At 36.4% G+C, this 21,659-nt stretch carries 20 protein-coding genes, 1 pseudogene and 1 other annotated feature; of the genes and pseudogenes, 16 read left to right on the forward strand and 5 right to left on the reverse strand.

Annotation, left to right across the window (positions count from 1 at the left end):
* The first annotated feature begins 193 nt into the window (after positions 1-193).
* Entirely contained in the window at positions 194-394 is a 201-nt protein-coding gene (locus EJN90_RS00980) for a cold-shock protein (protein ID WP_126108455.1), read from the forward strand.
* Positions 395-454: 60 nt separating this feature from the next.
* On the opposite strand, the pseudogene EJN90_RS00985 reads toward EJN90_RS00980, so the two are convergent.
* A pseudogene (locus EJN90_RS00985) lies at positions 455-577 on the reverse strand (helix-turn-helix transcriptional regulator); the annotation flags it as partial.
* Between the two features lie 167 nt (positions 578-744).
* On the opposite strand from EJN90_RS00985, the gene EJN90_RS00990 reads away from it, so the two are divergent.
* Entirely contained in the window at positions 745-1,221 is a 477-nt protein-coding gene (locus tag EJN90_RS00990) for a nucleoside deaminase (RefSeq protein WP_126108456.1), read from the forward strand.
* A gap of 304 nt (positions 1,222-1,525) precedes the next feature.
* Here the strand turns inward: EJN90_RS00990 and EJN90_RS00995 are convergent, their stop codons facing one another.
* The 4 genes from EJN90_RS00995 to EJN90_RS01010 form a co-directional block, all read right to left on the reverse strand.
* Positions 1,526-1,936 carry a hypothetical protein gene (locus EJN90_RS00995; RefSeq protein ID WP_126108457.1) on the reverse strand — a complete coding sequence of 137 codons (411 nt, stop codon included), beginning with the start codon at positions 1,934-1,936 and terminating at the stop codon, positions 1,526-1,528.
* A gap of 225 nt (positions 1,937-2,161) precedes the next feature.
* Positions 2,162-3,367: a M20 family metallopeptidase gene (locus EJN90_RS01000; RefSeq protein WP_126108458.1), complete on the reverse strand. Its 1,206-nt coding sequence runs from the start codon at positions 3,365-3,367 to the stop codon at positions 2,162-2,164.
* A gap of 64 nt (positions 3,368-3,431) precedes the next feature.
* Positions 3,432-3,662 (reverse strand) — a binding site (T-box leader).
* A 176-nt stretch (positions 3,663-3,838) separates the two neighbouring features.
* Positions 3,839-5,185 (reverse strand): dihydrolipoyl dehydrogenase family protein, encoded by a 1,347-nt coding sequence (locus tag EJN90_RS01005; RefSeq protein WP_126108459.1) that lies wholly within the window; start codon positions 5,183-5,185, stop codon positions 3,839-3,841.
* A gap of 132 nt (positions 5,186-5,317) precedes the next feature.
* Entirely contained in the window at positions 5,318-6,478 is a 1,161-nt protein-coding gene (locus EJN90_RS01010) for an AI-2E family transporter (protein ID WP_126108460.1), read from the reverse strand.
* Between the two features lie 234 nt (positions 6,479-6,712).
* Here EJN90_RS01010 and EJN90_RS01015 point away from each other — a divergent pair, with 234 nt between their 5' ends.
* From EJN90_RS01015 to EJN90_RS01085, 14 genes are all read left to right on the forward strand, one after another.
* Positions 6,713-7,861, forward strand: coding sequence for a cobalamin-independent methionine synthase II family protein (locus EJN90_RS01015; protein WP_126108461.1), 1,149 nt, complete (start codon positions 6,713-6,715; stop codon positions 7,859-7,861).
* Positions 7,862-8,444: 583 nt separating this feature from the next.
* Entirely contained in the window at positions 8,445-8,759 is a 315-nt protein-coding gene (locus tag EJN90_RS01020) for a YdcP family protein (RefSeq protein WP_000421280.1), read from the forward strand.
* Between the two features lie 20 nt (positions 8,760-8,779).
* The gene (locus EJN90_RS01025; protein ID WP_001234189.1) at positions 8,780-9,157 is read left to right on the forward strand and encodes a YdcP family protein; all 378 of its coding nucleotides are present in this window, start codon (positions 8,780-8,782) and stop codon (positions 9,155-9,157) included.
* Between the two features lie 9 nt (positions 9,158-9,166).
* Entirely contained in the window at positions 9,167-9,940 is a 774-nt protein-coding gene (locus EJN90_RS01030) for a Mom family adenine methylcarbamoylation protein (protein WP_000185760.1), read from the forward strand.
* Between the two features lie 21 nt (positions 9,941-9,961).
* Positions 9,962-11,365, forward strand: a complete 1,404-nt coding sequence (locus EJN90_RS01035) for an FtsK/SpoIIIE domain-containing protein (RefSeq protein ID WP_126108462.1) — start codon at positions 9,962-9,964, stop codon at positions 11,363-11,365.
* Between the two features lie 181 nt (positions 11,366-11,546).
* A complete protein-coding gene (gene mobT, locus EJN90_RS01040; protein WP_126108463.1) occupies positions 11,547-12,731 on the forward strand; it encodes a MobT family relaxase in 1,185 nt (394 codons plus the stop codon).
* 265 nt (positions 12,732-12,996) lie between these two features.
* Positions 12,997-13,218, forward strand: coding sequence for a hypothetical protein (locus EJN90_RS01050; protein ID WP_001009054.1), 222 nt, complete (start codon positions 12,997-12,999; stop codon positions 13,216-13,218).
* Between the two features lie 59 nt (positions 13,219-13,277).
* The gene (locus EJN90_RS01055) at positions 13,278-14,039 is read left to right on the forward strand and encodes an abortive infection family protein (protein ID WP_431522748.1); all 762 of its coding nucleotides are present in this window, start codon (positions 13,278-13,280) and stop codon (positions 14,037-14,039) included.
* Between the two features lie 61 nt (positions 14,040-14,100).
* Positions 14,101-14,601: an antirestriction protein ArdA gene (locus tag EJN90_RS01060; RefSeq protein ID WP_126108465.1), complete on the forward strand. Its 501-nt coding sequence runs from the start codon at positions 14,101-14,103 to the stop codon at positions 14,599-14,601.
* A gap of 71 nt (positions 14,602-14,672) precedes the next feature.
* Positions 14,673-15,698 carry a hypothetical protein gene (locus tag EJN90_RS01065; RefSeq protein WP_126108466.1) on the forward strand — a complete coding sequence of 342 codons (1,026 nt, stop codon included), beginning with the start codon at positions 14,673-14,675 and terminating at the stop codon, positions 15,696-15,698.
* 70 nt (positions 15,699-15,768) lie between these two features.
* Positions 15,769-16,164, forward strand: coding sequence for a conjugal transfer protein (locus EJN90_RS01070; protein ID WP_126108467.1), 396 nt, complete (start codon positions 15,769-15,771; stop codon positions 16,162-16,164).
* The gene (gene tcpF / locus EJN90_RS01075; protein WP_126108468.1) at positions 16,148-18,601 is read left to right on the forward strand and encodes a conjugal transfer ATPase TcpF; all 2,454 of its coding nucleotides are present in this window, start codon (positions 16,148-16,150) and stop codon (positions 18,599-18,601) included. Before EJN90_RS01070 ends, tcpF begins: the two co-directional genes overlap by 17 nt.
* The gene (locus tag EJN90_RS01080) at positions 18,598-20,625 is read left to right on the forward strand and encodes a CD3337/EF1877 family mobilome membrane protein (protein WP_126108469.1); all 2,028 of its coding nucleotides are present in this window, start codon (positions 18,598-18,600) and stop codon (positions 20,623-20,625) included. The genes tcpF and EJN90_RS01080 overlap by 4 nt, the downstream gene beginning before the upstream one ends.
* Positions 20,622-21,644: a bifunctional lytic transglycosylase/C40 family peptidase gene (locus EJN90_RS01085; RefSeq protein ID WP_126108470.1), complete on the forward strand. Its 1,023-nt coding sequence runs from the start codon at positions 20,622-20,624 to the stop codon at positions 21,642-21,644. The genes EJN90_RS01080 and EJN90_RS01085 overlap by 4 nt, the downstream gene beginning before the upstream one ends.
* Positions 21,645-21,659: the final 15 nt, after the last annotated feature.

Genomic DNA, 21,659 nt, shown 5'->3' on the forward strand with positions numbered 1-21,659 from the left:
TATTGGATTTTTATATTCTTTTGTCAAAACACTTTACATTTCTGAAAATAAAGAGTATAGTAAGTCTTGTAGTAAATTTGTTAACAAAATTAATCGGTAGTTTTATTCATCATTTGTTTAAATTCCCTTTTTATTTTTACAACGAACTATATTGCAAATAAAAAGTGCGCAAAGCACATGGAGGAATTTATTTATGAATAAAGGTACAGTTAAATGGTTTAATGCAGACAAAGGTTTTGGTTTTATCGAGCGTGAAGGCGAAGAAGATTTATTCGCACACTTCTCAGCTATCCAAACTGACGGATTCAAAACATTAGAAGAAGGCGAAGTTGTTTCTTTCGATGTTGAAGAAGGTAACCGTGGTCTTCAAGCAGTAAACATTACTAAAGGCTAATCTTAAATTAAAAATAACCTCCCAAAGTTAGATGAAAATCTAATTTTGGGAGGTTTTTCTTTATTCTTCATAAATAAAAACTTCTTCAATCGTTAAATCAAAATATTTTGCAATTTTAAAAGCTAAAACAATTGATGGATTATATCTACCATTCTCTAAAGAACTGATGGTCTGTCTTGAAACTCCTATAAAAATGGAACATATCCCCGTCAAAATGATTTCAAAAGATATTTTGTCAAAACCCTATCTACTTTCCCTTACATAATTCTATTCGATAAGTAAAATACTTGACAAGTTTCCTTTACGTCATGCTTTTTGATACAATAGAAAAAAAGAAGGAGTGATTCTTCATGATTAGTGAAAAAGATTTAGAATTTTTACAACGTTGTATCCATCTTGCTCGAGTTGCGTTGGAAGAAGGTGACGAGCCATTTGGTTCTGTTCTCGTTTCTGAAACTGGTGAGATATTATTTGAAGATTATAATCATGTTTCCGGCGGGGATCATACCCAGCACCCTGAATTTGCTATTGCGCGATGGGCCGCAAATCATTTATCGATTGAAGAACGAGAAAAAGCAACTGTTTATACGTCGGGTGAACATTGTCCAATGTGTGCTGCTGCTCACGGTTGGGTTAGGCTGGGACGCATAGTGTATGCTAGTTCTTCTGAACAGCTAGTACAGTGGACTAAAGAAATGGGCCTAGAACCATCTCGTGTTAAAAATCTTCCTATACAACATGTAATCCGAGATACGATAGTCGATGGCCCTGTTCCCGAACTGGCAGAGCAAGTACGGCTTCTTCACTACTTAAAGAACCATACGTAGTTGAAATCCATAAAAATTCTCCTAAAAGAGTTTGTGACTTTTATTTTTTATCTCTTTTTCCTTCTATATTATACTAAAAACTGAACAAAGGATTATGCTTCTTGTAAGCAGAAAAAAGCAAAAGGTTTGGAGATAAAATCCACCCTCTTGCTTTTTGGCATTCTACTTTTTTGCTTGTTCATTGGCTAATTGCCGTACTTGTCTCAAGATAAAATCTTTGTCCTCTACAACCATTTTATCGACCTTTTCTTGAATATTCTATTGACACTAAGAAGAACCACCTTTTTATTAATCACACTTCTCATTATTCTACATCAAATTGTACGGTTCCTCTTTCAGAATGAAAGGATGTTTTCACAAAATAATTAACTTCTAGATATTCATTCTTCTTTACTATATTCAATACAATTTTTTTTACTGTTTGATTTACATCTATATACCCAAAAATTATTTTCTCAGAATCATTTATTTCTAGTATTAATTCTGATTCACCACCATTAGGAAGCTGTTTTATTCTTTGTTGATCATCTTTTACCTGAGCATTCTCATAAAGGTTTATTTCATTATCTAAAAAACTTTGTTTAATAGAAATATTACTTTCATAAATATCGTCACTCTTTATAACAATGATAGCTTCTCTATATTGAAAAAAGAAAAGATACCCCATCACTGCTAAGACCGCAATTAGCATTATCATACTTATTTTCTTTAACATCCCTGACTCACTCTTCTTTCAATGGATTTTAAAATTATTGCGTTAATTATTCGAGTTTTTTTACTTAGTTTTATTATAACTATAAAAATCACATAAAGTGAGCGGTTAATAAGCCATCGTCCAAAAAATAAAATCTCCCAAAATTGGCGCATATAGTTCCAATTTTGAGAGTTATCAATTTAATCAATGTTAGTATTAAACTAAATCATAGCTTTTTGCAGCTCTTTAATCAGTAACATCCTCATTTTGTGCTTGAATATTTTGTGCATGTTCTTTCTTAATTGTTTCCAAAAGTTCTTTGTCTACAATCAAATCATATGCGGTTCTTGCTAATACTTTTGCACCGAGTACGATTGAATCAAGCCCTTTCTCGCTTCTTGCAGCTTCTTTGAATTCGATACTGTGACCCGCAATGTAGCTATCTGAAATGCTGATATGCGGTTGAATAGTCGGTATAACTTGGCTCACATTTCCAACGTCCGTTGAACCGCCACCTTTTGCAGGTATTTCTTGTGTAATTTTTTCCCCATATTCAACAAGATGTTTTTCATAAATCGCATCAAAACTTGGTGTCATAATTGTGTTATCAACGCTGTTTTGGAAAAGACCAAATTTATAAGTTGCGCCCGTTGAAAGTGCAGCCGCTTTGACAATATTCTCAAATTTTTGATAAACATCATTCAGGGTTGTACGTGTTGCAGCTCTTAAATAGAAACGAGCGCTTGCATGCTCAGGAACCACATTTGCTACATCGCCTCCGTGTGTAATCACACCGTGGATACGAACGTCGTCTGTTAAGTGCTGGCGCAAAGCATTCACTGCATTATATACAAAAATCACTGAATCCAAAGCATTGATTCCTTTTTCAGGAGCTCCAGATGCATGTGAGGCTCTGCCAAAAAATTCAACATCAACAGGGTCATTGGCAAGTGATGGTCCTGTTAGTCCGTGCCCATAACCAGGATGAACACATAAGGCTGCATCCACATCATCCAAAAAGCCCTCTCTTACAAAACTTCCTTTCGCACTACCATTTTCTCCGCCCTCTTCACCAGGCGTTCCGTATACCCGAACTTCCCCGCCAATCTCGTCAATCACACTCTTTAGTGCTACGGCTGCTAACGAGGATGTTGTTCCAAAAATATTATGTCCGCATGCATGGCCGATACCAGGTAACGCATCATATTCTGCTAAAAACGTAATGGTTGGCCCTGGTTTCTCACTTTTATAACGAGCATCGAAACCAGTACGGTGGCCCGCCACATCTAGTTTAACTTCAAAACCTTCTTCATGCAGTTTATTCGCAAGCGTTTCACTAGCAAAAAATTCATAGTTACTAACTTCAGGTTTATCATGAATCGCCAATGCAATTCCTTTATAATCTTCCGAACGTTTTTCTATATTATTTTCAATGATTTCACGATGACTCATATTTTTCTCCCCTTTTCTTTATAAAACAAAAAAATCCGCCCCTCTGCCATACATACTTGTACGACAAAGGGACGAATTGATTCCGTGTTACCACCCTAATTCATGTTATCTTCAAAGATAACATCTCAACGGTTCCTATTGAAACCTGGCAATCTAACGGTTGCGACCGTTCAAAAGGCGTGAACCTCTTTGAAAGCTCAGAGCTCATCTTCACTTATTCACTCAGTCCCCTTTCTCAGCTAACCGGGTTCTCTTACCTGATTTTATAAGTTACTCTTCTCTTCATAGCGTTAATGAAATTTAAATTAGTTATTGATGAGATTATAGATATAATAAAACATTTTGTCAACTAGTACCTTTTTGAAATTATTCAGTATGCTTAACCATGTTCATGAATTCTTTCCAAACTTTATATCACAAGATACATTATCTGTTTGGAGGTTACTACCCCATGGCTACTCAGCTTTTATTTTAGTCGTTTGTATAAATCGAGGTCAGGTCACTTGCAATCGTTGGATAAGCTAAAATCAATTTCGCCAGCTCACCTGCTGGTGTTTTTTGATCAATCAAAATACTAAAGAAATTAATTAAATCATCAGCTCTTTTATTGATACAACTTGCTCCGACTAATAGTCCTGTTTTACGTTCTTTTATAATTTTTATTTTGGAAACGGGCTCGTTAACTCGATGGTAACTAAACCAAGAGGTCGCATCAATCGAGGATACTTCATAATCATCTTCTTGTTTACCCGCTTGAGCTGCTGTTATTCCAGTTTGCGCTAATCTAGGACTGGAAAAAATAGTAGTAGGAATACTCGGATAAGTAATTTTTTCTGCTGTTTCTCCTGTCAGGTAATGGACCAAATAATTTCCTTCAAAAGTAGAAACAGGAGTCAGTTTAGGCTGCGTTTTCGACAACACATCTCCACATGCAAAGACAGCAGCATTGCTCGTTTGTAAATACTCATTAACTTTTATTCCCTTTTTATCAAATGTTACATTTGCATTTTCTAATTTCAGTTCATCTATATTGGGAATCCGACCAGTCGAACAAAACACCAAGTCACTAGTCAAACGAAAATCTTTTCCATCTGTCAAAACGAAAGAATCTGCTTTTTTCTCAATCTTTTTAACATCTACATTAAAATGGAATATCACTCCTTTTGTTTCTAATTGATGCACAATTTCTTTTACATATTCTTGGTCAAATGCTTTCAGCGGACGGTCATTGTGTTGAATCAAATGCACTTTAGCTCCTGCAGCATTGGCGATAGCGGCCAACTCGAAGGCAATGTATCCCCCGCCTACAAAAGAAATCGTCTCAGGCATTTCAGTTAAGGATAAAAAATTATTACTGGTTAAGAAGTGTTCTTTTCCTTCAATCGGTAGAATAGAAGGTTTAGCGCCTGTAGCAATAACAAAACGCTCTGCTGTCAGGGTGTCATCATTTACCTGAAGTATTTTTTCATTAGTGAATTGGGCATTGCCAGTAAAGGTTTCTACGCCGACAGACTGTAAACTTTCTTTACTTGTTTTGGGAACTGGTTGAGTAAATGTTTCTTTAAATGCCATTAGTTCGGGCCAATTGACTTGAGGAGTAATAGAAAAACCTTTTCCTGCTAATTGGGTTACGGCATCTTTAGCCTCTACAGCTGATACCAATACTTTCTTAGGATCACAACCACGATTGGGACAAGTGCCACCCCATAAGTCATTTTCTACGATAGCAACTTCTTTTCCAGCTGCTGCTAATCCATTTGCTATCGCTGTTCCGCCAACACCGCTTCCGATAATAACCACGTCAAATTTCTTACTCATTTGTAAGCCCTCCCTTTTGCTTACGTTTTACCACAGCCTACCTTAATGTACCAACAAATGGACTTATTTCTCACCAGTTAAAAATACCATCAACAACCCGCTTTTTCTTTTTTTAGTAACCATGGTCCTTCTTTACTCTGTGCTTTTGAAATTAGCAGCTTCTCTTTCTTGTAATTTCTTCTCCCGAATTGTTAAAAAGTCATTTATGAACAATTTTAACATCGCTGCGATAGGAACGGAAAGAAACATCCCGATAATTCCAAAATACGCGCCGCCAATCGTAATGGATAAAATAATCAACATCGGATTTAACTTCAAAGCATCCCCCATAATACGTGGGCCAATAAAATTTCCATCAATTTGTTGTAGAATTAGAAGAGATAAGGCAGTTAGTAAAGCTAGCTGAATACCACCAGTAAAGAAAGTCACTACTGCTGTTAAAATCGATGCAAACATCGACCCAAAATAAGGAATCATGTTGCTAATACCAAGGATTATCCCCAGAGTAAGCGCATATTGCACACCTAAAACATACAATATTATTGTTGCTAATATTCCTAATACACATGCATCTAAGAACTGAGCAGCTATAAACCGGTAAAAGATATCATTCGACTTATACATATAAGATTTGATGGCGTCTAAGCGAACAGTGGGAATAAATGCTTTTGCAACTCGATTAAAAAATATTAGAATGCTCTCCTTAAAAATCAGTGAATACAAACAAATAATGATACTAATAAAGGCATTAATAATCCCTGAAGTCATCGAAATAATATAATTAACGATTGATATAGCTTGCATTCCCAGTTGAGAAAGAGCCCCTTTAACAGAAAATGTTTCCGAAATCGTCTTCATCAGTTCTTCTGACGAAATAAAACTTAAGAGCCAATTATTAGATTTTTCCAAATCCTTAATCAATTCTGTTCCAAAAGTCACAATGGTTCTAGAATAATTCCCAAGTTGATTCGTTAAATCGATAACATTCGAAACGATGATGGGTATTCCATAACTAACGACCAGAGAAACAACTACTGCTACCATTAAAAAAACAGCCAGAACAGCAAATCTGCGTGCTCTTTTTACAAAGAAAGACTTATTTGTCCTTTTTATTAATCGTTCGACTTGATCAACCGGTCGACTTAAGAAATAAGCAGCAATTCCTCCCACAATAAATGGTGAAATAACCGCAAAAAAATTACTAAAATGATCAAAAATTGGTTGAAGATTTGTTATCAACTTATAAATGATGAGTATAATAATAGCAAACAGAATACCCTCCTTCCACAGCATCCTCACTGATTCTTTTTTTAGATGCAAAATGAATCCCGCCTCTCTCGATTATAAATAAATATGTTCTCTACTAGTCTACCATTCTCGTGCAATTAGAAGAACCAAAAGCTTAATAAGTTTTTTTAAAATCACGTTATAGCCAAAAACTATAAGCTATCCAATTTTTTATGTATTATCTATTTATTTTTGTTCTTGTTAGAATAGTGTCATTACTTAATATCGGAGGCTGTATATATGACAACATCGAGATTTCAATTAGTAGGTTCTTTACTACGTCCAAGTGATTTATTAGAATACAAAAATAAAATCGAGCATCGTGATGACATTCAATATCCTTTCTATGATTCTTTTCCAGGATACAGAGAAGTAGAAACTTCTGCCATCCAAAAAATTGTCGCTGACCAAGCAGCACATGGCATTGATGTGTTAACGGATGGCGAACATGGGCGTTCTATGTGGCACCTTGATTTCTTATGGGGATTAGGTGGTATCGAACGTTATATTGCAGGTAATGGCTACTCATTTGAAGACTTGGATGGCGGTCATTTTGAAACACGTAAAGATATTGGTATTCGTATTACTGCACCCTTATCTGGTAAAAACCACCACTACATTACCTTATTCAAAGATCTGAACGAGCTAGCTGGAGAAAAACAAACAAAAATTACGGTTTGGGGAGCAGCTCATGCTTTTACGGAATTAACGGTATTTAACGAATCTTTTGGCGAAAAACAAGTCTACAAAACAAAAGAAGATCTTCGTGCTGGCTTAATAAATGCTTATAAGGAATTCCTAGATGAATATAAAGCTGCTGGTGGAAAAATCGTTCAATTCGATGACTGTTTATGGGAATTGTTTGCTGAAGACAATGATAAGAGCTTCTTTACCAAAGGAAACGATGTGTTAGAAAATCTAGCTGACGAATTTATCTCGATTAATAACGAAGTTGCTGACTACGGTCATGAATTAGGGCTAAAAGTATGGACACATAATTGTCGTGGAAACTATCAAAGCCGTCATGCATCCAATGGTACTTATAAGGCTATTGCCGAAAAATTCTTAGGAGAACAACACTATGACCGTTTCTTTTTAGAATGGGATGATGAGCGTGCTGGCGATATCTCAGCTTTAGAAGTTTTAAAAGACAGACCAAATGTAGAGGTCGTTCTTGGTTTACTGTCAAGTAAAACCTTCACCCTAGACGACGAAAAACGTGTCGTTGAATTACTCGATAAAGCAAGCCAAATCCTACCAAAGGAACAATTATTCCTATCTCATCAATGTGGCTTTGCTTCATGTGACTGCGGAAATGAATTATCCGAAGAACAACAATGGGCTAAAATTGACCAAGGAAAGAAGATTGCTGCAGCTTATTGGGGTTAAAAAGATTGTTTCATTAGTAAAAAAGCAAAAGACCAAGAACCCTGATTTAATAGGATTCTTGGTCTTTTTTATAGACTAGGGGATTATAAGTTCAGCCATCAATGTCTAGCTCCCAAGTCCTGACCTAGTGAAAAAAAGATAAATTTGCCCCATTGCGCGCTTCGCTGCTCGCTAACGCATATCATTCGACTAACCCGCTGAAGCGTGAAGTCTCCTGACAATTCAGGGTCAAATTTCCTATTTTTTCATAGGCCAAGGCGGACTTGTCCGCTTTTCTTATTCCCACTCTGTTTTAAGGGTATGGCATATAAGCGAAAATGCTGTAATATCAAGGATTTTGGAAACGTATAAAATCGAATAAATTATATTTAAAAAAATAAAAAGTGCAATAAAAGTGCAGTATTTGCACCTAAGCAGACCTGATTAAATTCGAAATGGAATTCTAAACTCAATATTCATTTAAATGATAGACGTTCATAATGAGCGTCTATTTTTTATGCTTTGAAAGGTTGTGATACTAACAAATTTTTAAATGAATAAAGTAAGTCAAAAATATTTTATGTGAGAAAGGAACGATACACTTATGGAATTAAAATATGTCATTCCCAATATGGAAAAAACATTTGGTCAATTAGAATATGCTGGTGAAGGGAATATTGAACAACGTCGAGTCAATGGCAGACCAACTATTCTCTCTCGTAGCTACAATTTATACTCAACGATTCAACGAGCAGATGATATTGTTGTCATTCTTCCCTCCGAAGCTGGCGAGAAACATTTTGAATCCGACGAAAAAGTCAGACTCATCAACCCACGTATTACCGCAGAAGGTTATAAAATTGGCAATAGAGGATTTACCAATTACATTATGCACGCAGACGATATGGTGAAAGCTTAAGAAAGGAAAGGTGAAAAAATATGAGATTAGCAGAAGGTATTGTGATTGAAAAAGACCAGACATTTGGCACATTGAAATTTTCCGCTTTACGTCGTGAGGTTCGTATTCAAAATGAAGATGGTTCGGTTTCCGAAGAAATTAAAGAACGTACCTATGACTTAAAATCAAAAGGACAAGGACGCATGATACAAGTCAGTATCCCCGCTTCTGTTCCTTTGAAAGAATTTGACTACAACGCAGAAGTGGAATTAATCAATCCTGTGGCAGATACCGTAGCGACGGCTACTTTTCGAGGGGCAGACGTTGATTGGTACGTGAAAGCAGACGATCTTGTATTAAAAGGACAGACAAAACCTCATCAGAAATATAAAAAAGAAGCGTCCGAAAGTGAAAAATAGGTGTTGCTTATGACAAACACACCATTGATTTTGAAAGAAATTCCGAAAGATGAAGCCATTTCTTTTATTCGGCAATACCATTATTCAAAGATACTCCCTAGATTGTGTAAATACTTTCTAGGGATTTTTTCAGAAGAAAAATTATTAGGCGTTGTGGAATTAGGCTGGGGTACGCAACCCCTACAAACCATACGCAAACTCTTTCCCGACAGTTCCCTTCAAACCACAGATTATTTAGAAATTGGAAAGATGTGTTTTCTTCCAGAAATGAATCAAACCAATTATTTTGGCAGTCAAGCTCTTTCAGCTCTAATTAAGTGGTTGAAAGAACATACGGACTGTCATTTTTTATATACATTGGCAGATGGAATTGAGGGAAAATGTGGCTATGTCTATCAAGCGTCCAACTTCTTTTACTGCGGGTATTTCAAGACAAGTGTCTATCGTGATAAACAGTCATGGGAAAAGATACACCCTCGAAGTGCTCGCCTTTTATTAGAGGAAAATGCTCGTTTTGAACAGGTAGAGAAAAAGCATTGGCTTTCCCAGGCATTTTGCGAATACAAAGGGATTGAGAAAATCAATGGACGCATGTTTCGCTATCTCTATCCGTTGACAAAAGAAGCGAAAAAACTGTTAGGACACACGCTCTATCGACGTCATTATTATCCGAAAGAAAAAGATTTACGCTTTGAAAAGCGAATCGCTTATCGGAAATATGAAGCCATTTCTCAACCAACTTTTGATAAACAGGCTCGTATCTACAATACACAATTATTTTGATAGATGGAAAGGAGGATTTTTATGCCATTGCTTCATGACAGAGGAAAGCGAATCAAAGCCAACGATAAGAACTTGGTCTATCATTTTGTGCTGATTTCATTGCTGATAGTTTTTCTAGTCGTTCTACTCCCTTTTCATTGGAGAACGTTACAATCGGTGAATTGGCAAACAGTTCAGTTAGATACATTTTTCTATCAACTGCATACGCCATACTTTTGGAGCAGTATTCTCACTGCTTTTTTTGTATGCGGACTCATCAGCTGGCTCTATTATCACTATCGCATAGATTCTATAAAACAGTTAGAGCACCGTCAAAAGTTAGCTCGTATGATTTTAGAAAACCATTGGTATGAAGCCGAAGAAACTCAATCAGAGGGATTCTTTAAAGACTTATCCAGCAAGAAAACCAAACAACGAATCCGCCATTTTCCTAAAATGTATTACCGAATGAAAGATGGACTGATCCATATTCATGTAGAAATCACTTTAGGGAAATATCAAGATCAGCTCTTGCACTTAGAAAACAAACTAGAAACAGGCTTGTATTGTGAATTAGTGGAAAAAACGTTGAAAGATTCTTATGTAGAGTATGTTCTACTTTATGACACCATTGGCAATCGAATTGGCATTGAAGATGTGGTAGCTCAAGATGGACGTGTCAAATTGATGGAATCGGTCTATTGGGAGTTTGATTCTCTCCCTCACATGTTAATTGCTGGGGGCACGGGTAGTGGAAAATCCTATTTTATTCTCACATTGATTGAATCTCTCCTGCATACAAATGCGAAGCTTTATATTCTCGACCCTAAAAATGCTGATTTGGCAGACTTAGGAGCGGTCATAGATAATGTCTATTACCGTAAAGACGATATGCTGGCATGTATTAGTCAATTTTACGACGATATGATTGCCCGTAGTGAAACCATGAAGCAACACCCGAACTACAAAACAGGAGAAAATTATGCGTATCTTGGTCTACCTGCGAACTTCCTGATTTTTGATGAATATGTGGCGATGATGGATATGTTAGGTCGTGATAGTGCACAAGTTATGAATAAACTCAAACAAATTGTTATGCTCGGACGACAAGCAGGCTTCTTTTTAATTCTTGCCTGTCAGCGTCCAGACGCAAAATATTTTAGCGATGGGATTCGAGATAACTTTAACTTCCGTGTGGCTTTGGGTCGTATGTCTGAAATGGGCTTCGGTATGATGTTTGGAAGCGATACACAAAAACAATTTTTCTTAAAACCCATCAAGGGAAGAGGTTATGTGGATACAGGAAAAAGTGTGATTAGTGAGTTTTATACACCCCTTGTACCAAAAAGGTATGATTTCTTAGGAGAAATAGGAAAAGTCATTCAAAAAAAGCAATCTGAGCCTGTACCGCACGAAGTGAAAGGTACAGGTTCAGACTTGCTTTGATTGGTGTGGCGTTAGCCACGCCAATCCTTTAGCCCCCTCTACCTAACAGGGGGGCACAAATACAACTGAAAACAGGCAATTCTCATCAACCAATGTTGATGGTACAAGGAATTGCGGAAAATAGGAAAGATGTAAACTCAAGGGTCATAGTTTACATCTTTTTTAGATTGGAGGTTTGCGAATGGAAAACGAAAAAATTTGGATTAAGGAATTGAAAGAAAAGCGACTGGCTTATGGCGTTTCTCAAAATAAACTGGCGGTTGCTTCTCATATTACCAGACCTTACCTATCGGATATTGAAACAGGCAAGGCAGTCCCTACTCAACAGGTGAAAGAAGATTTACTGAACGCTTTGGAACGCTTCAATCCCGATAACCCATTGGAGATGTTATTCGACTATGTACGGATTCGATTCCCTACCAATGATGTGGCTCAAATTATCGGTGAGGTTTTACGCTTGAATATGGATTATATGCTACACGAAGACTTTGGCTATTATTCTTATCCCGAACACTATCGTTTCGGTGATATTGTTGTCCTAGTCTCTCATGATGTAAGTAAAGGGGTTTTATTAGAACTGAAAGGAAAAGGCTGTCGGCAATTTGAAAACTTTCTATTGGCTCAACATCGGAGCTGGTATGGTTTCTTTCAAGATTGCATGGAACATAAAGGTATTTTCAAACGCTTGGATTTAGCCATCAACGATAAAACAGGGATTTTGAATATTCCAGAATTGGCAAAGAAATGTAAACAGGAAGAATGTATTTCCGTCTTTCGGAGCTTTAAAAATTATCGCAGTGGTGAATTGGTTCACCGTGATGAAAAACCAGACATGGGAAACACCCTTTATATTGGCTCATTAAAAAGCGAAGTCTATTTCTGTATATATGAGAAAGATTATGAGCAATACGTGAAAAATGATATTGCCTTAGAAGACGCAGAAGTAAAGAATCGCTTTGAAATTCGTTTGAAAAACGACCGAGCCACTCAAGCCATGAAAGATTTGTTGGAACATCAAAATGCAGAAAAAACAGCGTTTGAGATTATCAATCGTTATATTCGCTTTGCCGATAAGGACGAAACCAAGCGACGGAGTGATTGGCAAACCAATGAACGCTGGGAATGGTTTATCGGCAAAAATCGTGGAGCATTACGCCTAACCATACAGCCAGAACCTTATTCTTTTGAACGAACATTGAACTGGTTACATCATCAAGTCGCCCCTACATTAAAAGTCGCAAGCATTTTAGATATTCTCAACGGTACAACCATTATTTCCACCATGATTCATGAAGCCAAACTGACAGAAAAACATGAGAAATTAATTGAACAACAACATCTAGGCATGGAGGATTTGATTACATGAGCCTCTTAACAGAAGAATTAAAGAAGTTAGGGTTTCAAGCGTATATACAAAATACAGGGAAATATACGTCTCTCATTATTGAGGGAAAACGGCAAGCTGGTGATACCATCTATACCTATGATTTTTACAAAGTGAGATTTTATAAGAATTATACCAGTCGAATAACTGTTTATGGAGAGCATTTAACTCCTTTTCAATTATTAAAGCGTGTAAAAAGCTATATCTACTATCGAGAAAAATATCTTAAGGAAAGGAGGACAATCACATGAATTTTGGGCAGAATTTGTACAACTGGTTCTTGGATAATGCACAGTCATTGGTATTGTTAGCGATTGTCGTCATTGGACTGTTTTTAGGTTTTAAACGAGAATTTTCAAAACTTATTGGCTTTTTGATTATTGCTTTAATCGCCGTCGGACTTGTGTTCAATGCAGCTGGCGTGAAAGATGTGTTATTAAACTTATTTAACCGAATCATTGGTGCTTAACAGATATTTTTCATGATAAAATAGGAAGTATATATTTTGTTATGAAAGGATCCATGAATATGTTTACAAATGATCAATTTAAATCTCTTTTAATTAAAACATTAGAAAGAAAGAGCTCTTCAAATTATTATGAAGGAGGTAACGAGATTGTTTCTAAAATGAAAATATCAGAGGTAACTTTAGATGAGACTAACGAGTTTACTTATTATAAAGGATACAAAAGGGATTGGAATACGCTTTGCACCTATCTTAAAATAAGAGCTCCTTTTGATGATTTAGACTTTTTTGAAAGTCATAAAGATTTGCTTACCCAGACAGCAAGCTCCATATATGATAAACAAGGTGATAATGTATTAGTGGATACTATTTTAGTACCACTTCCAGAGAATTACGAAGTAATTAACTTTAGTCAGTTGAAAATTAGTGATGTGGTTTCACAAGCTATTGAAGACGCTGAGTCTTTCATGAGTAATGGTGAATATCAACGTGCCTTTGACAGAGTTCACACTGCTTTTCATGGATATTTAATTGAAATACTAAAAAAATATGAAATTACAGTCCCTAGAGACGAAAATCTATCTAAATTATATAGTAGGATACAACAATTAATTGAAAAAGAAATTCAACCTACTGAACTTGCTGATATAGTGAAGACAACGATAAGGTCATCAAATGGAATGATTAGCTCTCTTAATGAAGCAAGAAATAGGCATTCACTTGCACATCCTAATACAAATATTATTGGAAAGAGAGAAGCAAAACTAATAATAGGTATTTCAAGTACAGTTACAGATTATATTAGCGGATACCTTGATAAGTAGCGTCATTAACTGATTGCTACTTTTTTTTTGACTATATTTTATAAAAAGGATGTGATAAGAATTGGAATTGAAAGTCTATGTGGCAAATTTGGGACGGTATAATGAAGGTGAATTAGTTGGATCATGGTTTACTCCACCAATTGATGAGGAAGAAATGGCAGAAAGAATCGGTTTAAATGAGAACTACGAAGAATACGCCATACATGATTTTGAGCTTCCTTTTGATGTGGACGAATACACGCCGATTAGTGAAATCAACCGTCTATGTGAAGCCATTCAAGAAATAGAAGGTACACCTATTTATAATGAACTCAAAGAAATTCAAGGCATGTGGTTTAGTAGCTTGGAAGAATTACTGGAAAACAAAGAGAATATTCATTGTTATAGTGAATGTGATTCTATGGAAGATGTCGCCCGTTATTATGTGGAAGAAACAGGACAACTTGGTGAAGTACCTTATAATTTACAAAATTATATTGATTATCAAGCTTTGGGACGTGATATGGAAATAGAGGGAAATTATCTTATCACCTCTCATGGAGTATTTGAGTATTCTAATTAACATGGATTACTCTAAACTAGCAATACTGCTATAATAATTTTATACATTCTGAATTAAGGAGGATTGTTCAATTGGTAATAATAGATGTTTATGGGAAAATAACAAAAATAAAATTGTCAGATAAATTGAAACTATATATATCTAATGTTTCTGATGACTGGAAGGAAAGCATTATAGAAGACATGTTACAAGAAATTCGACAACAAAAAGTTGACATGGCAGATAATTTGAAAAGGTATGGTAAAACATTTCAAACAGAATATTCTATATCTTATTTGAAAGAAATCGTTCACGCCAATGTTGAAGACTATACAAAATATAATTTAAATTCTATTGAATCATGTCTTCAATGCCTTGTTGATAATATGATATGTCTATTCTTTGACTATGAATATCAGGATATGCCTTTTTTTGATTGGACAAGCAATTGCTTTGATGGTCGTTTTTGTGAAGAGGATTACGCTGAAAAAGTGATGTATTTTAGTAACTTTGTAAATCATGATATACAAAATGGTATTCATATGAACTGCATTTATACAAGTAATATGAATCCTAAAGAGCATACTAGGATATTATCAAATCTAAGTTTTAGAATTGATTCAAACTTTAAAGGGTGCAGGACTACAGACGACTACATTACGGAACTTAAAAAAATGGGCAACCGAATTGATTCTATACTAAAATCGGAAAACGATTATTACAAATTAGATTATATTATGAACGGGATATATAGTGATAATAGTTATAATCAAAATCATTATTTAAAGACTTTTACTTTGTTAGAACTTGTATTATTAAAACCAAATCAGAATACAAATGAAATTGACAAATTACTAATACCTTATCTTGATAAGAAATATGGAGAGGTTTCGAGTGAAGTAGCAAAATTATTAAGACAAATGAGAAATAAAATCGGACATGGTGATTTCAAAGGTTTTAACGAAAAAGCAGAAAAATTCGCTCAAAAATTTATGAAACACTTTCATTTTGACTATACAGAATACAGTAGATTAAATTGGGTATTACTTCATACCTGCTGTCTTTTAGATGATTTACTCAGAATAACTATTTTTCAACAATTAAAAGTCACAAAATAATTATTATTTTATAGAGCAATCACCTATTTTGATTGCTCTTTTTCTATTTTTACGGAAAGGACGTGAAGACATGAAAAAAATAAGAAGTTACACCAGTATTTGGTCAGTAGAAAAAGTGATTTATGCAATTAATGATTTACAACTCCCTTTTCCCATAACCTTTACACAAATGACATGGTTTATCGTTTCTTTGTTTGTCGTTATACTCTTTGGCAATCTGCCACCACTTTCTTTGATTGATGGAGCATTACTCAAATACTTGGGGATTCCCGTTGTCCTCACTTGGTTCATGTGTCAAAAAACCTTTGACGGGAAGAAACCCTATGGATTTTTAAAATCTATTATTACCTATGCTCTACGCCCTAAAATAACCTATGCTGGCAAACAAATACGATTAAATAAAGAAAAAATGAATGAATCAATCACGATTGTAAGGAGTGAACAATTAAATGGCACACCCCATTAAATATATCGAAGATAATCTCGTATTTAATCATGATGGCGAAGTATTTGCTTATTATGAATTAATTCCCTATAATTACAGTTTTTTAAGTTCCGATGAAAAAGTTCAAGTTCATGATAATTTCCGTCAATTGATTGCCCAAAATCGTGATGGTAAGATTCATGCCCTGCAACTAGCAACCGAATCAAGTATTCGAGCGACACAGGAACAATCGAAAAAAGAAATCACTGGACGATTAAAAGAGATAGCTTACGAAAAAATAGATGAACAGACCGAAGCGTTAGTTTCTATGATTGGTGACAATCAAGTGGACTATCGCTTTTTTATTGGTTTTAAACTCTTGCTGAATGAACAGGAAGTATCGGTCAAAAATATTGGCAAAGACATTCAAAAAGCATTTGCGGAATTCTTTCATGGCGTGAATCACAAGTTGATGGGCGATTTTGTTTCTATGCCTATGTCAGAAATCGAACGCTTTTCTAAAATGGAACAGTTATTAGAAAGTAAATTATCCAGACGCTTTCACATTCGCCCATTGGGGAAAGATGATTTTGGGTATATCATTGCCCACCTTTACGGTCAAACAGGGATTCCTTTTGATGACTACGACTACCATTTACCCAAACGATATGAAGATAAAAAAGTGTTGGTAAAGAAATACGATATTATTAAACCCACTCGCTGTTTAATCGAAGAAAAGCAACGCTACTTACGGATGGAACAGGAAGATACTACCACTTATGTGGCGTATTTTACGATTAACAGTATCGTCGGCGAATTGGATTTCCCCAATAGTGAGATTTTTTATTACCAGCAACAACAGTTCACTTTCCCGATTGATACCAGCATGAATGTTGAAATTGTTGCTAATAAAAAAGCTCTGTCTACCGTTCGCAACAAAAAGAAAGAATTGAAAGACTTGGATAGTCACGCATGGGAAAGCGACAATGAAACCAGTACCAATGTGGTGGACGCTTTAGAATCTGTCGACGAATTAGAAACCAACCTAGACCAAACCAAAGAATCCATGTACAAACTAAGCTATGTGGTACGAGTATCGGCAAAAAATCTGGACGAGTTGAAACAACGTTGTGATGAAGTAAAAGATTTTTATGATGATTTGTCTATCAAATTAGTACGACCTTTTGGCGATATGCTAGGCTTGCATAATGAATTTATTCCCTCAAGCAAGCGATATATCAATGACTATATTCAATATGTCACGTCAGATTTTTTGGCTGGTCTTGGTTTTGGTGCTACACAAATGCTTGGTGAAAATTCTGGTATTTACGTCGGTTACAATCTCGATACAGGCAGAAATATTTATCTCCAACCCAGCCTTGCAAGTCAAGGAATTAAAGGCTCTGTGACGAATGCGTTAGCGTCTGCTTTTATTGGTTCATTAGGTGGCGGAAAATCATTCTCTAACAATATGCTGGTCTATTATTCGGTACTCTTTGGCGGACAGGCAATCATTGTAGACCCAAAAGCTGAACGTGGCAAATGGAAAGAAACCTTACCTGATATTGCCCATGAAATCAATATCGTTAATCTCACGAGTGAGAACGACAATAAAGGGTTACTTGACCCTTATGTGATCTTAAAACTCCCGAAAGATTCAGAAAGCCTAGCCATTGATATTCTCACGTTCTTAACAGGCATTTCCAGCCGAGATAGCGAGAAGTTTCCTGTCCTGCGTAAAGCGATTCGGAGTGTCACTCAAAGCGAACAACGAGGGTTGTTATTGGTAATTGATGAATTGCGAAAAGAAGATACACCCATCAGCAATAGTATTGCTGACCATATCGAAAGCTTTGTCGATTATGATTTTGCCCATCTGTTATTCAGTGATGGCAGTGTCACCCAATCCATTAGCTTGGAAAAACAACTCAATATTATTCAAGTGGCAGATTTGGTCTTACCCGATTCCAATAGCTCTTTTGAAGAATACACTACCATGGAATTATTAAGTGTGGCAATGCTGATTGTCATTAGTACCTTTGCTTTAGACTTTATCCACTCTGACCGTTCCATTTTTAAAATTGTTGACCTTGATGAGGCTTGGAGTTTTTTACAAGTGGCACAAGGAAAAGCTCTATCTATGCGATTGGTTCGAGCAGGACGTGCCATGAATGCAGGGGTCTATTTCGTTACTCAAAACGCGGACGATTTACTAGATGAAAAGATGAAGAATAATATTGGCTTGAAATTTGCCTTTCGTTCCACTGACCTAGTGGAAATCAAAAAGACCTTAGAATTTTTTGGTGTGGACAAGGAAGATGAAAACAATCAGAAACGCTTACGTGAATTAGAAAATGGACAATGTTTAGTTTCAGACATCTATGGTCGTGTAGGGGTTATGCAGTTTCACCCGATTTTTGAAGAGTTGCTTCATGCCTTTGATACCAGACCGCCTGTGCGAAATGAGGTGGAAGAATGACACAAAAACAAAAGAAATTTCTTCACTATAGTTGGATAACGCTCCTTTGTGTGGGCGTTATTTTACTTTTGTTAGGCACGCTGGGCAATGCAGTACAAGCGACAGGCTTAGTTGATGAAACCATTGATACAAGCAATGAATACTCCAAGTATGGTTTGAATCAATATCAGCTTGATTATTATGTGGACAATAGCTGGGGCTGGCTTCCATGGAATTGGAGTGATGGCATAGGACAATCGGTGATGTATGGATTGTATGCCATTACTAATTTTATTTGGACAATTTCTCTTTATCTATCGAACGCCACAGGTTATTTGGTGAAAGAAGCCTATGCCTTAGATTTCATTAGTCAAACATCCCAAGCAATTGGCGAAAACATGCAGACGATTGCAGGCATTACACCGAATGGCTTTTCCAGTTCAGGGTTTTATGTCGGTTTCCTCCTTCTTTTTATTCTCATTGTTGGAATCTATGTTGCCTATACAGGATTGGTTAAGCGAGAAACGACGAAAGTGATACGAGCTGTTTTAAACTTTGTCGTGGTGTTTATTCTATCGGCTTCCTTTATTGCGTATGCACCCGATTATATTGCGAAAATCAATGATTTTTCCAAAGATGTCAGTACCGCCAGTCTGAATATTGGGACAAAAATTGTTCTTCCTAACACGGATAGTCAAGGGAAAGACAATGTGGACATGATACGTGACAGCTTATTCTCTGTTCAAGTAAAGCAACCATGGCTATTGCTTCAATATGGCTCCACTGATGTAGAAGCGTTAGGGGAAGAACGTGTGGAAAGTTTATTGTCTACCAGTCCAGATACAAACAATGGTGAAGATAGAGAAAATGTAGTGATTGAAGAAATTGAAGATCATGACAATACCTATTTAACCCTACCGAAGACGATTTCCAGATTAGGAACAGTCTTCTTTTTGTTTGTATTCAATATTGGTATCTCGATTTTTGTTTTCCTTCTAACAGGAATCATGATTTTTTCGCAAGTGCTATTTATTATTTTCGCTATGTTTTTGCCAATCAGTTTCCTATTAAGTATGTTGCCGAGTTTTGATGGCATGGGCAGGCATGCCATTACCAAGTTATTTAATGTGATTATGACAAGGGCTGGTATTACCTTGATTATTACCGTTGCCTTTAGTATTTCCACTATGCTTTATTCGCTGTCAGCAAGTTCTCCCTTTTTCATGATTATGTTTTTACAAATTGTGACCTTTGCAGGGATTTATTTTAAACTGGGCGATTTAATGAGCCTATTCTCTTTACAAAGCAACGACTCTCAAAACATGGGCAGACAAGTGTTTCGCAGACCTCGTCAAATGATGAATCGACAAACCAGAAGATTTCAACGCAGTATGAGTAAGATTTTTCGTGGAAAAGCAGGGTCAACGAAGCAAAAGACAATGACAACAAAGCAGAATCAAACCAATAAAGCTAACCATACTCGTCAAAATGAACGGACTACACCAAAGAAAGAAACAGCACTTTCCAATGTGAAAAAGCAACAAGGCGGTATCGGGCAACGATTAGGTGAAAAGACAGCCCATGTATTGGACACGAAAAATCGTCTAGTCAATAAAAGAAAGCAGGCAAAACAACAGATACAGGCGACACCAACCCATGTCAAATATGCCCTTCATCAAGGAAAAGAGAATGTCACTCATAATGTAACAGACTTTAAACAATCTATGGCAGATACCAAAGCTCAACGCAAACAACAGCGTATGAACCAGCAGGAGCAAAAACGAAAGAACATTGCTCAAAAGCGTTTGGAGCTGGATAAAGCAAAAGAAAAAAGACGAAAAGAAAACCCATCATCTCCTGTTCAGAATAACCAGCAGCATGTTCGCAAGCGTCAGCAAACCGTCACGCCTGTTTTGTCACAAAACACTAAACGTGAAAATCATCAGCGACCATTGAAAAAAGAGCAAAAACAAAAGACACCACCGAAGCAATTCAATCAGAGGAAGCTAAATAAAAGAACGGATAAGCGAGGACAACAAACATGAAGCTAAAAATAACAGTGATTTGTAGTGTGGTCTTCTCTCTCTTCTTTTTTCTCTTATTATTCCTAGTCATTTTCTTTGCAGATGATACGGACAGTGGCGAAAACAACAAGGATTCTTCTATTCCACAAGGCGGTGTGACCGTTTCACCAGAAGTGTTGGCACACCGTCCGTTGATTGAAAAATATGGTAAGGAATATGGGATTGAAGACTATGTTTCTTATATCTTAGCCATTATGCAAGTGGAATCGGGCGGTACAGCAGAAGATGTTATGCAAAGTTCCGAATCTTTGGGTTTACCGCCCAACAGTTTGAGTACCGAAGAGTCCATCAAACAAGGGGTTAAATATTTCAGTGAATTATTAACCAGTGCAGAACAACAAGGAGTGGATATAGATTCTGTTATCCAATCTTATAATTATGGCGGTGGCTTTTTAAATTATGTGAGGAGTCATGGGAAAAAATATACCTATGAATTAGCCGAACAGTTTTCTAAAGAGAAGTCGGGTGGTCAAAAAGCAGACTATCCCAATCCCATAGCCATACCTGTGAATGGTGGTTGGCGATATAACTATGGAAATCAGTTTTATGTTCAGTTGGTTTCACAATACCTAACCGACACTTCCCCAACAGAATTTGATGATAAAACCGTGCAAGTCATTATGGACGAAGCCTTGAAATACGAAGGGTTTCCCTATGTCTTTGGAGGGGCGTCGCCTACCACCTCTTTTGATTGTAGTGGCTTAATACAATGGGTGTATGACAAAGCTGGCATTTCTCTCCCTCGTGTCGCCCAAGATCAGTATGACGCTACGCAAGAAATCTCTATGGAAGAAGCCCAAGCAGGCGACCTTATCTTCTTTCATTCAACCTATAATGCAGGCACATATGTGACTCATGTGGCGATATATTTAGAGGGAAATCGCTTTTATCATGCAGGCGACCCAATCGGTTATGGCGACTTAAGCAGTCGTTATTGGCAAGACCATCTGATTGGGGCTAGACGTGTTATTCATAACTAAGAAAGGAATGAATCA

Source organism: Jeotgalibaca ciconiae (assembly GCF_003955755.1).
GTDB lineage: Bacteria > Bacillota > Bacilli > Lactobacillales > Aerococcaceae > Jeotgalibaca > Jeotgalibaca ciconiae.

What these genes read in the sequence shown, in the direction of transcription:
- EJN90_RS00980 (WP_126108455.1), top strand. Translation starts at nt 194, where the DNA reads ATGAATAAAGGTACAGTTAAATGGTTTAATGCAGACAAAGGTTTTGGT.
- EJN90_RS00990 (WP_126108456.1), top strand. Translation starts at nt 745, where the DNA reads ATGATTAGTGAAAAAGATTTAGAATTTTTACAACGTTGTATCCATCTT.
- EJN90_RS00995 (WP_126108457.1), bottom strand. Translation starts at nt 1,936, where the DNA reads ATGTTAAAGAAAATAAGTATGATAATGCTAATTGCGGTCTTAGCAGTG.
- EJN90_RS01000 (WP_126108458.1), bottom strand. Translation starts at nt 3,367, where the DNA reads ATGAGTCATCGTGAAATCATTGAAAATAATATAGAAAAACGTTCGGAA.
- EJN90_RS01005 (WP_126108459.1), bottom strand. Translation starts at nt 5,185, where the DNA reads ATGAGTAAGAAATTTGACGTGGTTATTATCGGAAGCGGTGTTGGCGGA.
- EJN90_RS01010 (WP_126108460.1), bottom strand. Translation starts at nt 6,478, where the DNA reads ATGCTGTGGAAGGAGGGTATTCTGTTTGCTATTATTATACTCATCATT.
- EJN90_RS01015 (WP_126108461.1), top strand. Translation starts at nt 6,713, where the DNA reads ATGACAACATCGAGATTTCAATTAGTAGGTTCTTTACTACGTCCAAGT.
- EJN90_RS01020 (WP_000421280.1), top strand. Translation starts at nt 8,445, where the DNA reads ATGGAATTAAAATATGTCATTCCCAATATGGAAAAAACATTTGGTCAA.
- EJN90_RS01025 (WP_001234189.1), top strand. Translation starts at nt 8,780, where the DNA reads ATGAGATTAGCAGAAGGTATTGTGATTGAAAAAGACCAGACATTTGGC.
- EJN90_RS01030 (WP_000185760.1), top strand. Translation starts at nt 9,167, where the DNA reads ATGACAAACACACCATTGATTTTGAAAGAAATTCCGAAAGATGAAGCC.
- EJN90_RS01035 (WP_126108462.1), top strand. Translation starts at nt 9,962, where the DNA reads ATGCCATTGCTTCATGACAGAGGAAAGCGAATCAAAGCCAACGATAAG.
- mobT (WP_126108463.1), top strand. Translation starts at nt 11,547, where the DNA reads ATGGAAAACGAAAAAATTTGGATTAAGGAATTGAAAGAAAAGCGACTG.
- EJN90_RS01050 (WP_001009054.1), top strand. Translation starts at nt 12,997, where the DNA reads ATGAATTTTGGGCAGAATTTGTACAACTGGTTCTTGGATAATGCACAG.
- EJN90_RS01055 (WP_431522748.1), top strand. Translation starts at nt 13,278, where the DNA reads ATGTTTACAAATGATCAATTTAAATCTCTTTTAATTAAAACATTAGAA.
- EJN90_RS01070 (WP_126108467.1), top strand. Translation starts at nt 15,769, where the DNA reads ATGAAAAAAATAAGAAGTTACACCAGTATTTGGTCAGTAGAAAAAGTG.
- tcpF (WP_126108468.1), top strand. Translation starts at nt 16,148, where the DNA reads ATGGCACACCCCATTAAATATATCGAAGATAATCTCGTATTTAATCAT.
- EJN90_RS01080 (WP_126108469.1), top strand. Translation starts at nt 18,598, where the DNA reads ATGACACAAAAACAAAAGAAATTTCTTCACTATAGTTGGATAACGCTC.
- EJN90_RS01085 (WP_126108470.1), top strand. Translation starts at nt 20,622, where the DNA reads ATGAAGCTAAAAATAACAGTGATTTGTAGTGTGGTCTTCTCTCTCTTC.